We start from the raw sequence: 13,349 nt of genomic DNA, 5'->3' as shown, positions 1-13,349 counted from the left end.
TCCGGCCGCGGGAGGCCAGCCATGACCCAGCACCACGCGGAACCCGAAACCGCGCCTCCACGGCCCGCTTCCTCCAGCGGCTTTGCGCCGCTTGCCCAACCGGTCTTCGCGGTGCTCTGGGCCGCGACCGTGCTCGGCAATACCGGCACCTTCATGCGCGATGTCGCAAGCTCCTGGCTGGTGACGGATCTTTCGGCCTCGCCGGCCGCCGTTTCGCTGATCCAGGCGGCGGGCACGCTGCCGATCTTCCTGCTCGCCATTCCCGCCGGCGTGCTGTCGGATATTCTCGACCGACGCAAATTCCTGATCGGCATCCAGCTGCTGCTCGCCAGTGTCAGCATCGCGCTGATGATCCTTTCCCACACCGGCATGCTGAATATCGGCCTTCTCGTGGGCCTGACTTTCATCGGCGGCATCGGTGCGGCCCTGATGGGGCCGACCTGGCAGGCGATCGTGCCGGAGCTGGTGCCGAAGAAGGACATCAAGAGCGCAGTGGCGCTCAATTCGCTCGGCATCAACATCGCCCGCTCGATCGGCCCGGCCGCCGGCGGCCTGCTGCTGGCCGCCTTCGGCGCCGCACCCACCTATGGCGTCGATGTCGTGAGCTACGTCTTCGTCATCTCGGCGCTGATCTGGTGGCCGCGCGCCAAGGACGCCGACGACGCGCTATCGGAACGTTTCCTCGGCGCCTTCCGCGCCGGCCTGCGCTACACCAAAGCCAGCAAGCCGCTGCATATCGTGCTCATGCGCGCGGCAATCTTCTTCGTTTTTGCCAGCGCCGTCTGGGCGATGCTGCCGCTTGTCGCCCGCAACCTGCTCGGCGGCGATGCCGGCTTCTACGGCATTCTGCTTGGTGCTGTCGGCGCGGGCGCGATCCTCGGCGCGATCGTCATGCCGAAGCTGCGCGACCGTTTCGATTCCGATACTCTGCTGCTTGGCTCCGCCGTGCTGACGGCGATCGTCATGGCGGCACTTTCGGTGGCACCGCCGCAATGGGTCGCGATCCTGCTTCTGCTCGTGCTCGGCGGCGCGTGGATCACTTCACTTACCACCTTCAATGGAGCCGCCCAGGCGATCCTGCCCAACTGGGTGCGCGGCCGGGCGCTCGCCGTTTATCTCACGGTGTTCAACGGCGCGATGACGGTCGGCAGCCTCGGCTGGGGCGCCATCGCGCAGGAGATCGGCGTGCCCATGGCGCTCCTCGTCAGCGCCGCCGGCCTGCTCGTCGCCGCCGTCCTCATGCACCGGATCAAGCTGCCCGGCGGCGATGCCGATCTGGTGCCCTCCAACCACTGGCCGGAACCGCTGACCGCAGCCCCCGTCGCCCATGATCGCGGCCCGGTGCTGGTGCTGATCGAATATCGCGTTGCGCTGGAGAACCGGCGGCCGTTCATCGATGCGCTCGTCCGCCTTTCGGAAGAGCGGCGGCGGGATGGCGCCTATGGCTGGGGCATGACGGAGGATTCCGCCGATCCGGAAAAGATCGTCGAATGGTTCATGGTCGAATCCTGGGCGGAACACCTGCGCCAGCACAGGCGCGTCTCCAAGGCCGATGCCGACCTTCAGGCCGAAACGACCCGCTATCATATCGGGCCCGAAGGCCCGGTCGTGCGGCACTTCCTGACTATCGAGCATCGTCGCCACCCGGCAGAGCCGGACGCGGGCTGAGTGCCCTATCGCTTGTGAACGCCCTGCCGCCGCGCCTGCGACGGGGTCTGACCGAAGCTCTGGCGGAACCGCTTGGTGAAATGCGACATGCCCTCGAAGCCGACCGCAAGGGCGATATCGATCAGCGGCCGCGTCGGCTGCGCCGTCACCATGCGCATGGCCGCCTCCATGCGGATTTTCGTATAGGCTTCGCTCGGCGACATCCCCATCGTCTCGCGAAACAACCGCTCCATCTGCCGGCGCGACAGCGAGATCAGCGACGCGATGCTTTCGATCGGCAGCAGGTCCTCGACATGCTGCTCCATCAGCATCAGTGCGACATGGACGCGTCGGTCGCTGGCCTCAAGCCCGAGCGGCGAACGGGCCTGCGTGTCCGTGCCGTCGCGGCGATGGGAAATCTGCAGGATTTCCAGCGCATTGCGTTCCGCCTGCTCGCCGATATGGTGGCGCACCAGCGTTGCCGCGAGATCGGCCACCGCACTGCCGCCGGCGCAGGTCGCCCGCTTGCCGTCGAAATGGAAGATTTGTGCCGAGGTCGCCGGCTGGCCCGGAAAGCGGGCGCGGAACTCGCGGTGGTGCAGCCAGCTGACGCAGGCGCAGTGCTCCTTCAGCAACCCGGCATCGGCCAGCACGAAGCTGCCGGTGCAAAGGCCGATCAGCCCGACGCCTGCCGCATCCGCCTTGCGCAGATAGGCAAGCGAGACTGCGTCCAGCGGCTCGTCCACGCTGAGCAGCCCGCCGACGACGGCGATATAATCGTAATTGCAGGGATCGGCGAAGGGCGCGGTCGGCGCCACCTGCACGCCGCAGCTCGACATGACGAAATTGCGCGAGCCATTCAGCACGTCCCAATCGCAATGCACCCGGCGCGAGCGATCCTCGTAGTCGCTGGCAAGCCTGAGCGTATCGACGAACAGTGCGAAGGCGGAAAGCGTGAAATTCTTCGACAGGATAAAGCCGACCCTGAGCGACTTGGCGACGCCCGCCTGCGAAACCGTGCCCTTGGCTTTCACTTCCGCGGTCATATCGCGTCCTCCCAGAAACGCAGGCGTATTTCCCTGCGGTTCAGGAGACCAGAATTTTCACGATGCCAAGAGCGGTGTCGCGACATCTATCCCATCAGATACGACAAACGCGCCGGCCGGAGTGCTCCATTGCGACACGCCCGGCCGGCTCTCTCTGCCGTATCAGTGGTGGTGCAGACCCGGTGCCTCATGACCGGTGCGGGCGACATATTCGGTATAGCCGCCGCCATACTGGTGGATGCCCTCCGGCGTCAGCTCCAGCACCCGGTTGGAAAGCTCGGCCAGAAAGTGGCGGTCGTGCGAGACGAAGAGCATTGTGCCTTCGAAATCGGCGAGCGCCTTGATCAGCATTTCCTTGGTGTCGAGGTCGAGGTGGTTGGTCGGCTCGTCGAGCACCAATAGGTTCGGCGGATCGAACAGCATGATCGCCATGACCAGACGCGCCTTCTCGCCGCCCGACAACACCCGGCACCGCTTCTCCACATCGTCGCCCGAAAACCCGAAGCAGCCGGCAAGCGCCCGAAGCGGCCCCTGGCCTGCCTGTGGGAAGGCATCCTCCAGCGACTGGAACACGGTGCGCTCGCCGTCCAGCAGGTCCATGGCATGCTGGGCGAAATAGCCCATCTTGACGCTGGCGCCGATGGTGACATTGCCGGTATCGGGCTCGGTCGCGCCGGCGACGAGTTTCAGCAGCGTCGATTTGCCGGCCCCGTTGACGCCCATCAGGCACCAGCGCTCACGCCGACGGATCATGAAATCAAAGCCTTCATAGATGACGCGGCTGCCGTATTTCTTATGCACGTTCTTCAATGAGACCACGTCTTCGCCGGAACGCGGCGCGGGGCGGAACTCGAACGCCACCGATTGCCGGCGCTTCGGCGGCTCGACGCGGTCGATCTTTTCGAGTTTTTTCACCCGGCTCTGCACCTGCGCGGCATGGGAGGCGCGCGCCTTGAAGCGCTCGATGAACTTGATTTCCTTGGCAAGCATCGCCTGCTGGCGCTCGAATTGCGCCTGCTGCTGCTTCTCGTTTTGAGCGCGCTGCTGCTCGTAGAAGCCATAGTCGCCGCCATAGGTGGTGAGCGTGCCGCCGTCGATCTCGACGATCTTGTTGACGATGCGGTTCATGAACTCCCGGTCGTGGGAGGTCATCAAAAGCGCGCCGTCGTAGCCTTTGAGGAATTCCTCCAACCAGATCAGACTTTCGATATCGAGGTGGTTGCTCGGTTCGTCGAGCAGCATCACGTCCGGGCGCATCAACAGGATGCGGGCCAGCGCCACGCGCATCTTCCAGCCGCCCGACAGCGCGCCGACATCGCCGTCCATCATTTCCTGGCTGAAGCTCAGGCCATCCAGCACCTCGCGGGCGCGGCCGTCGAGCGCGTAGCCGTCCAGTTCCTCATAGCGTGCCTGGACCTCGCCGTAGCGCTCGATGATCGCGTCCATCTCGTCAATGCGATCAGGGTCGACCATGGCGGCTTCGAGTTCGCGCAGTTCGGCGGCAACTTCGCTGACAGGGCCGGCACCCTCCATGACGGCGGCAACGGCGCTCATGCCTTCCATCTCGCCGACATCCTGGTCGAAATAGCCGATGGTCACGCCCTTTTCGACGGCTACCTGACCTTCATCCGGCAGTTCCCGGCCGATGATCATGCGGAAGAGCGTCGTCTTGCCGGCGCCGTTCGGGCCGACGAGGCCGATCTTCTCGCCCTTGTTCAGGGCGGCCGAAGCCTCGATGAAAAGCAGCCGATGGCTGTTCTGCTTGCTGATGTTTTCAAGTCTGATCATGATATCCGGGCCGTGCGGGTAAGCGTTTCGGCTGCGCCCATAGCACGCACGCCCCGCCCTGTCGCAGGCTTTTGTCAGATCGGCCAGAAAAGCAGCAGAAGCGGAACGCTGACCAGCACGACGATGATCGACAACGGAAAGCCGAGCCGGCCGTAATCGCTGAACCGATAGCCGCCCGGCCCCATGACCAGCGTGTTGCACTGGTGGCCGATGGGGGTGAGGAAATCGCAGCCCGCGCCGATGGCGACAGCCATGAGGAAGGCCTCCGGCTGAAAGCCGAGTTTCTGGGCGAACGTGGCCGCGATCGGCGCCATCACCAGCACCGTCGCCGCATTGTTGAGAAACGGCGTCACGGCCATGGCGGCAACGAGGATCAGCGCCAGAGCGCCATAGGCCGGCAGCATCGCCGCCGTGCGGGACAGGATATCGGCGATGACGTCCGTCGTTCCCGTCGCGGCAAGTGAGTCGCTGATCGGGATCAGGGCGGCGAGCATGATCAGGATCGGTGCATCGAGGGTATCATAGACATCCCGTAGCGGAATGGAGCCGGTGACCACCATCATGAAGGCGGCGGCGAAAAAGGCGACCGCCACCGGCACGCCGCCGAAGGCCGTCGAGGCCATGGCCGCCAGCAGGATCAGCGCCGGCACGATGCGGTTGCGGATGCTGCCGAGCTTCACGTCGCGCTCGATCAGCGGTAGGCAGTCCCATTCGCGCAAAAGCTCCGGCAGCCGGCGCATATCGCCTTGCAGAACCAGCACATCGCCGTTGCGGATTTTGATCTGGCTCAGACGCTCGACGAAGCGCTTGTCGCGGCGGCTGACGGCGAGCAGGTTGAGGCCGGTGTTGTGGAACAGCGCCAGGTCCTTGGCGCTAAGCCCGATCAGCCGCGAATGCTCGCCGACGATCGCCTCCACCGAGCCGATGTCCGTGCCCTTTTCCTTCTCGTGGATGTGGACGGAAAGCTCGAGCTTGCCGTGACTGACGATCTTGTCGAGCGCCGCCTGCTCGCCCTCGATGATCAAGAGGTCGCCTTCCTTCACCATCATGTCGGGCAAGGGTGTGCGCCTGGCGCCCTTATCGTTGATAATCGCGGTGACCATGGCCTCGCCATCGGCCGGCTGCTGCAACCAGCTCACCGTCTGCTCTGAGGCTGCCGATTTGGCGGCGACTCTGGCTTCCGTCGTGTAGTTCTTGATCTTCAGCGCCTCATGCATCGAGGCGTCCTCGCGCACCCGTTCCGGCAGCAGCCAATAGAACAGCGTCAGGAAAAGCACACCCGCCACCGTCAGTCCCGCGCCGACGGGCGTATAATCGAACATGGTGAAGGTCTGGCCGGTCATCTCCTCACGCACGCGGGAAACGATGATGTTCGGCGAGGTGCCGATCTGCGTCATCAGGCCGCCGAGCAGCGAGGCAAACGACATCGGCATCAGGAACATCGACGGCGAAATGCCGGATTTGCGCGCCATCTGCACCGCGACGGGGATCATGATGGCCAGCGCGCCGATATTTTTGACGAAAGCCGAGAGAACCGCGACGATGGCGATCAGGATCAGCAGTTGGGAGCGCGGCCCTTGAAGCTGCGGCGCGAATTTGCGGATGGCAATATCCATGATGCCGGAGCGAGAGATCGCCGTCGAAACGAGCAAGGCGCTGCCGACGATGATGACGATATCGTCGGAAAAGCCGCTGAAAGCCTTATTTGCCGGTACGACCCCCAGCAAAATCGCAATGAGAAGCGTGCCGGCGGCAACGATATCATAGCGATAACGCCCCCAGACGAAGGCCGCCATCATAAGAAGGATGATGCCGAGTGAAAGCCATTGATCGAGCCGCATGAATGTTTCCTGGTGGGTGCCGATCAACGCCTGAACTGCCGTTTCGATCCGCCGTCGCGAACCGATTTTTAGAAGCATGATATGGATGTGAAAAGGCCTGCGGACGCCTCTATCGCGGCGAAAACGACGCTTTCCCGAAATTCTGCCGTTGACCTCCAGCCATGAAATATCTACTCATAAAGTCATCAGATGACTTTATGAGTATGACGATGCAGGCACTTGAACGTACCAATCTCGCCGACACCGCCGTTGAGGCGATACGGCAGGAGATCATCGCAAAGCGCTGGCCTGTCGGGGAAAAACTCCCGAACGAGGCGGGCTTGAGCGCGATGCTTTCCGTCAGCCGTGGAACGATCCGAGAGGCCGTGCGGGTGCTGGTCTCACAGGGTTATCTGGAAACCCGGCAGGGGTCGGGAACCTACGTGCTGTCGACGACGGACACGAAGCGGCCGCTTCTTCTCGCCCGCCGGGCTAGCCTGCTCGATCAGTTCGAGGCGCGGCTCGCGCTCGATGTCGAAGCCGCCCGTCTCGCCTGCCGCCGCCAGACCCCCGAAATCGTCGCCCAGCTGCGGGCGCTGCTTGCCGCCCGTGGCAACTACGAGGGCGGCGATGCCAAGGCCTTCGTGGCTCGTGACCTTGCCTTCCACAAGGCGGTCATCGCCGCCTCCGGCAACCGCGCGATGATCGGCATCTACGATTTCTTCTCCGCCTCGATCACCGAAACCATCGAAGCGACCCTTGGCGAAGACCTTCCCGAGCCGGACATGAAGGCCCATGCCGACATCGTCGACGCCATCGAAACCGGCGAACCTGAAAAGGCCGACGCCGCGGTACGCCGTTTCATGGCGCCCGTCCTTGCCGCACTCAACCGGATGCTTGCCTCATGACTGCCCTCCCCTCCCGCGCCAACCATCTCCTGGAAGGTATCGAAGCCGAGATCGAAACAGAACTGGAGCTGCCTCCCGCCCCCGAGCCGCCCTCGACGGCGACCCGCGTGCTGCTCGGCATCAGCCTGGTGCTGATCGCCTTCAATTTGCGCCCGGTGTTTTCCAGCGCCTCGGCGCTCCTGCCGGAAATCCGCACGGAATTTGCGCTTTCGCCCCTCGGCGCGAGCCTGCTCACCACGCTGCCGGTCGTTTGCCTCGGTGCTTTCTCGCCCTTTGCGCCGCGACTTGCCCAGCGTTTCGGGGCGGAACGCACGCTGCTCGGCGTGATCTTTCTGCTGGCGCTCGGCACGGCGCTGCGCGGCCTTTCCTCGATCCCCACCTTGTTCCTCGGCACGACGATCGCCGGCGCCTGCATCGCCGTCGGCAATGTGCTGCTGCCGGGTCTCGTCAAACGCGATTTTGCCGATCGCGCCGCGCTGATGACCGGTGCCTACACGATGGCGCTCTGCGCCGGTGCAGCGAGCGCGGCCGGCCTTACCTTGCCGATCGAAGCGGCGCTGGGCGGTTCGCCGCAAGCGGCGCTGGCGGCCTGGGCCTTGCCCGCCGTCATCGTCGGGCTGATCTGGCTGCCGCAGGTTCTCGGCCGCAAGAGCGCGGCCAGAAAAAGTACCGTCCGTGTCGAAGGCCTGTGGCGCGACCGGCTGGCGTGGAACGTCACCCTGTTCATGGGCCTGCAATCGGCGCTCGCCTATTGCGTCTTCGGTTGGCTGGTGCCGATCCTGCGCGAACGCGGCATCGATGGCGTCACCGCCGGCGGCATCGTCTCGCTCTCCGTCATGGTGCAGGCCGCCGCCTGCCTCGTCGTGCCGCATATCGCCGTGCGCGGCCGCGACCAGAAGGTCATCAACGTCACACTGATCGCCTTTGCGGTCGTCGCGCTGATCAGCCTGTTGTTTGCGCCGCTCTGGAGCGTCTGGTTCTGGGCAGTCATCCAGGGCATCGGCCAGGGCGGGCTGATTGCGGTGGCGATGATGGCGATCGTGCTGCGCTCGCGCGACAGCCATGTCGCGGCGCATCTTTCCGGGATGGCGCAATGCGTCGGCTATCTGCTCGCCGCCATCGGCCCGCTGGTCGTCGGCATGATCCGCAGCGCCACAGGAAGCTTTGCCTGGTGCGCCGTGCTCTTCGTTCTTCTGGGGGCAGGTGCAGCCTATAACGGCTGGAAAGCCGGCCGCGCGGCGCATGTGAACGCCCGCACGACCGACACGTGAGAAAACGCCGTTACTTCGAGGCGGAAGGACCCGGCTCGCTGCTGGCATCCAGCGCCCGGCTGACGCTGAGCGCAACGAACGAGACGATCGCGCCGGAGATCAGATAGCCGCCGATGAAGATGATGCCGAAATTGCTGGCAAGGCCAAGCGCCACCAGCGGTGCGAAGGCAGCACCGACCAACCAGGCCAGGTCGGAGGTAAGGGCCGCGCCGGTATAGCGGTAATACTGGCCGAAGCGCGAGGAAACCGAGCCCGATGCCTGGCCGAAGGACAGGCCGAGAATGCCGAAGCCGATGATGATGAAGGCATCCTGCCCGGTACGCCCTGCATCCAGCAGGAAGGGAGCGGTGAACGAGAAGATCGCGATGATGACCGCGCCGATCATCAGCTGGCGGCGGCGGCCGATCCGGTCGGCGATAAGGCCCGACAGGATGATCGCAACAAAGCCGACGGCCGCACCCGCGACCTGAACCCAGAGGAACTGCGCCGCCGTCTGGCCGCCGTAAAGCGTGACCCAGCTGAGGGGAAAGATCGTGACGAGGTGGAACATCGCGAAGCTTGCGAGCGGCACGAAAGCGCCGAGCACGACGTCCTGCGCATGTTTGCTCAGCATCTCGAAGACCGGGCGGGCTTCCAGCTCCTTGTTTTCCAGCGCCTCGCCGAATTCATGGCTGGCGACGATACGCAGGCGGGCAAACAGTGCCACGACATTGATCGCAAAGGCCACGAAGAACGGATAACGCCAGCCCCAGGAGAGGAAATCCGCCTCGGACAGGTTGGAGACAAAGAAGCCGAACAGACTGCTTGCCAGAGCAAAGCCGATGGGCGCGCCAAGCTGCGGGATCATCGCATACCAGCCGCGGCGGTTTGCCGGGGCAGAAAGGTTGAGAAGCGAAGCGAGACCGTCCCACGCGCCACCGAGCGCAAAGCCCTGCCCTAGCCGGAACAGCGCCAGAAGCGCGACCGCCCACAGGCCGATCGTTTCATAGCCCGGCAGGAAGGCGATCGAGGCCGTCGAACCGCCGAGGATGAAGAGCGCGATCGTCAGCTTCGTGCCGCGGCCGTAATTGCGGTCGATCCACATGAAGACGAAGGAGCCGACAGGACGGGCGAGGAAGGCAAGCGGGAAGAGCGCGAAAGAGGCGAGGGTCGCGGAAACCGGATCAGCGATGAACGGGAAGATCAGTCGCGGGAAGACAAGCACCGAGGCGAGGCCGTAGACGAAGAAATCGAAGAATTCCGACATGCGACCGATGATCACACCGATGGCGATGTTCCCGGCCGAGACCGGCCTGTCGTCGTGAAGCCCGCGTGCGTCCTTCTCGAGCCCCGACGATGAGGGATTTGCGACCGTGCTCATGAACAAACCTCCTGGCGACATGCGCCCACTCTGCGAAATGTTGATCAACCAGCCGACAAGATCAAGCGATCAACGATAAAAAGCTCGATTTCAGCGACGCATCGCCGCGCAAACCGCCGGACCCTGTGAAATTCCGGGTTGGCAGATCGGGCGACGCATGGTTCATTGGGCGCTAATACTAGCCCAAGACGGCGCGAACGGCAGTTCCTGTTGTGCGACACATTGCTGCACTGCGACGAGCGACCGCATTCCGATGAGGGCCTCGCAGCGATTAGTGCATATTAGACAGACTCAAATTTCGAGCTTGAGATGCCCAATCTTGTGAAATCTGCCGGACGGCTGTCCGTTCTCCTGCCCCTGCTGCTGCTTGCCGGCTGCGACCTGGTCGTCATGTCGCCGTCGGGCGATATAGCGGTGCAACAGCGAGACCTGATCGTCGTCTCCACCGTGCTGATGCTTTTGATCATCGTGCCGGTGCTCTTCCTGACGCTCTATTTCGCGTGGCACTACCGCGGCTCCAACACATCGGCGGTCTACGATCCCGAGTGGCACCATTCGACCCGGCTCGAAGTGGTGATCTGGTCGGCGCCGCTGGCGATCATCATCGCGCTCGGCGCGGTGACCTGGATCAGCACCCACAAGCTCGACCCCTACCGGCCGCTCGACCGCATCGATGCGAGCCGGCCGGTCACACCGGAGATGAAGCCGATCACGGTGGAAGTCGTGGCGCTCGACTGGAAGTGGCTGTTCTTCTACCCGGAATACGGCATCGCCACCGTCAACGAGATGGCCGCGCCCGTGGATGTGCCGATCAACTTCAAGATCACCGCGTCCTCGGTCATGAACTCCTTCTACGTGCCGGCGCTTGCAGGCATGATCTATGCCATGCCCGGCATGGAGACGAAGCTCCATGCCGTCATCAACAAGGAAGGCGAGTATGAGGGCCTGTCCGCCAACTTCTCCGGCGACGGTTTCTCCCACATGCGCTTCAAGTTCCACGGCCTGACTCAAGCTGGTTTCGAGGAGTGGGCGGCACGGGTGAAATCCCAGGGCACGGCGCTCAACCGCGACGCCTACCTGAAGCTCGAAAAGCCGAGCATCAAGGACCCGGTGCGTTACTACGCCAGTGTCGATGACGACCTTTATACCGCCATCCTCAACATGTGCGCCCACCCCGGCAAGATGTGCATGAGCGAGATGATGCACATCGACATGATGGGCGGCGGCGGCGTCGAAAGCCATGAGAACAAGGCGAAGCTGGAATATGACGGCCGCCACGCCGACGACGAGGCGCCCGCCGCCACCCATCCGGCCACCGGCAATCCGGCCCGCAGCGACGAGCCTGCCGAAGGCGTCGACGGCGGCGCATCCGGCGAAGGCCAGATGAACCACGACATGCATCAGGGCCATACGATGCCCGCGGACGACCAGGGTGGCGCGGCTCCCGCGCAGCTCAACACCAACGGCAGCACGCAGCCGTAAGGCCGCAATTCAGGACTTTGGATATGTTCGGCAATACTTCTTGGACACAATTCCTATTCGGCCGGCTGACGCTGGAGGCAATCCCCTATCACGAGCCGATCCTCGTCGCGACCTTCGCCGCCGTCGCCGTCGGCGGCCTGGCGGTGCTCGCGCTGATCACCAAGTTCAGGCTCTGGGGCACCCTCTGGCACGACTGGCTCACATCCGTCGATCACAAGAAGATCGGCATCATGTACATCATCCTCGCCATCATCATGCTGCTGCGCGGCTTTGCCGATGCGGTGATGATGCGCATCCAGCAGGCGATCGCCTTCAATGGCAGCGAGGGCTATCTGCCGCCACACCATTACGACCAGATCTTCACCGCCCATGGCGTGATCATGATCTTCTTCGTGGCGATGCCCTTCGTCACCGGCTTCATGAACTATGTGGTGCCGCTGCAGATCGGCGCGCGCGACGTGTCCTTCCCGTTCCTCAACAACTTCTCCTTCTGGATGACAACGGCCGGGGCGATCATCATCATGATGTCGCTGTTCGTCGGCGAATTCGCCCGCACGGGTTGGCTCGCCTATCCGCCGCTGTCGGGCTCCGACTATAGTCCGGGCGTCGGCGTCGATTATTACATCTGGGGTCTGCAGGTGGCAGGGGTCGGGACGACGCTTTCGGGCATCAACCTGATTGCGACCATCGTGAAAATGCGCGCACCGGGCATGACCTTCATGAAGATGCCGGTTTTCACCTGGACGTCGCTGTGCACCAACATCCTGATCGTCGCAACCTTCCCGATCCTGACCGCGACGCTCGCCCTGCTGACCCTTGACCGTTACGCCGGCACGAACTTCTTCACGAACGACCTCGGCGGCAATCCGATGATGTACATCAACCTCATCTGGATCTGGGGCCACCCGGAAGTCTACATTCTCGTACTGCCGGCCTTCGGCATCTTCTCCGAAGTGGTCGCCACCTTCTGCGGCAAGCGCCTGTTCGGCTATGCCTCGATGGTCTATGCGACCTGCGTGATCATGATCCTGTCCTATCTCGTGTGGCTGCACCACTTCTTCACGATGGGTTCGGGCGCCTCGGTCAACGCCTTCTTCGGCATCACCACCATGATTATTTCGATCCCGACGGGCGCGAAGATGTTCAACTGGCTGTTCACCATGTATCGCGGCCGCATCCGCTTCGAAGTGCCGATGTACTGGACGGTCGGCTTCATGGTCACCTTCGTCATCGGCGGCATGACCGGCGTGCTTCTCGCCGTTCCGCCGGCGGATTTCGTGCTGCACAACTCGCTGTTCCTAATCGCCCACTTCCACAACGTCATCATCGGCGGCGTGCTGTTCGGGCTGATGGCCGGCATCGTCTACTGGTTCCCGAAGGCCTTCGGCTACAAGCTCGATCCCTTCTGGGGCAAGATGAGCTTCTGGTTCTGGCAGATCGGCTTCTTCTTCGCCTTCATGCCGCTCTATGTGCTCGGCCTGATGGGCGTCACCCGCCGCGTCTCGCAGTTCGAGGACCCTTCCCTGCAGATCTGGTTCATCATCGCCGCCTTCGGCGCCTTCCTGATCGCGCTCGGCATCGCCTCCTTCATCATCCAGCTGATCGTCAGCTTCCTGAAACGCGACGAACTGCGCTGCGACACCGGCGATCCCTGGGGCGGCCGCACGCTCGAATGGTCGACGTCTTCGCCGCCGCCGGATTACAACTTCGCCTTCACCCCGGTCGTGCACGATCACGACGGCTGGTACGACATGAAGAGCCGCGGCTACGAACGCCCACTCACCGGCTTCAAGCCGATCCACATGCCGAAGAATACCGGCGCCGGCATCATCCTGGCAGGGATCAGCCTCGTCTTCGGCTTCGCGATGATCTGGTACATCTGGTGGCTGGCGATCGTCTCCTTCATCGGTCTGCTTGCGGTCGCAATCGGCCATACCTTCAACTACGACCGCGACTTCTACATCCCCGCAGAGACCGTTTCCGCGACGGAAGATGCGCGCTCGAAGCTGCTTGCGGAGCGGACCTGA

Annotated in this window: 9 protein-coding genes; 5 read left to right on the top strand and 4 right to left on the bottom strand. The window is 63.4% G+C overall.

What is annotated here, in order from left to right; genetic code table 11:
* Positions 1-21: 21 nt before the first annotated feature.
* On the top strand, positions 22-1,668 hold the full coding sequence (locus tag ASC86_RS15435; RefSeq protein WP_056322906.1) for an MFS transporter: 1,647 nt from the start codon (positions 22-24) through the stop codon (positions 1,666-1,668).
* 5 nt (positions 1,669-1,673) lie between these two features.
* On the opposite strand, the gene ASC86_RS15430 is transcribed toward ASC86_RS15435, so the two are convergent.
* The 3 genes from ASC86_RS15430 to ASC86_RS15420 all read right to left on the bottom strand — a co-directional run bounded on the left by ASC86_RS15430 (position 1,674) and on the right by ASC86_RS15420 (position 6,322).
* Positions 1,674-2,693 carry a GlxA family transcriptional regulator gene (locus ASC86_RS15430; protein WP_056322903.1) on the bottom strand — a complete coding sequence of 340 codons (1,020 nt, stop codon included), beginning with the start codon at positions 2,691-2,693 and terminating at the stop codon, positions 1,674-1,676.
* 162 nt (positions 2,694-2,855) lie between these two features.
* On the bottom strand, positions 2,856-4,481 hold the full coding sequence (locus ASC86_RS15425; protein ID WP_056322901.1) for an ABC-F family ATP-binding cassette domain-containing protein: 1,626 nt from the start codon (positions 4,479-4,481) through the stop codon (positions 2,856-2,858).
* A 74-nt stretch (positions 4,482-4,555) separates the two neighbouring features.
* Positions 4,556-6,322, bottom strand: coding sequence for an SLC13 family permease (locus tag ASC86_RS15420; protein ID WP_056322898.1), 1,767 nt, complete (start codon positions 6,320-6,322; stop codon positions 4,556-4,558).
* A gap of 209 nt (positions 6,323-6,531) precedes the next feature.
* Here ASC86_RS15420 and ASC86_RS15415 point away from each other — a divergent pair, with 209 nt between their 5' ends.
* A complete protein-coding gene (locus ASC86_RS15415) occupies positions 6,532-7,209 on the top strand; it encodes a FadR/GntR family transcriptional regulator (RefSeq protein WP_056322985.1) in 678 nt (225 codons plus the stop codon).
* A complete protein-coding gene (locus ASC86_RS15410; RefSeq protein WP_056322895.1) occupies positions 7,206-8,480 on the top strand; it encodes an MFS transporter in 1,275 nt (424 codons plus the stop codon). The genes ASC86_RS15415 and ASC86_RS15410 overlap by 4 nt, the downstream gene beginning before the upstream one ends.
* Positions 8,481-8,490: 10 nt before the next feature.
* Here the strand turns inward: ASC86_RS15410 and ASC86_RS15405 are convergent, their stop codons facing one another.
* Positions 8,491-9,840: an MFS transporter gene (locus ASC86_RS15405; protein WP_056322892.1), complete on the bottom strand. Its 1,350-nt coding sequence runs from the start codon at positions 9,838-9,840 to the stop codon at positions 8,491-8,493.
* A gap of 309 nt (positions 9,841-10,149) precedes the next feature.
* Between ASC86_RS15405 and cyoA the strand changes: the two genes are divergently transcribed.
* Positions 10,150-11,322, top strand: a complete 1,173-nt coding sequence (gene cyoA, locus ASC86_RS15400; protein ID WP_056322889.1) for a ubiquinol oxidase subunit II — start codon at positions 10,150-10,152, stop codon at positions 11,320-11,322.
* Positions 11,323-11,345: 23 nt separating this feature from the next.
* Complete coding sequence (gene cyoB, locus ASC86_RS15395; protein ID WP_056322887.1) at positions 11,346-13,349, top strand: cytochrome o ubiquinol oxidase subunit I; 2,004 nt, start codon at positions 11,346-11,348, stop codon at positions 13,347-13,349.

Source organism: Rhizobium sp. Root1212, assembly GCF_001424985.1.
Lineage (GTDB): Bacteria > Pseudomonadota > Alphaproteobacteria > Rhizobiales > Rhizobiaceae > Pararhizobium.
Note: the sequence above shows the minus strand (reverse complement) of the source record. Positions and strands in the feature narration are given on the sequence as shown.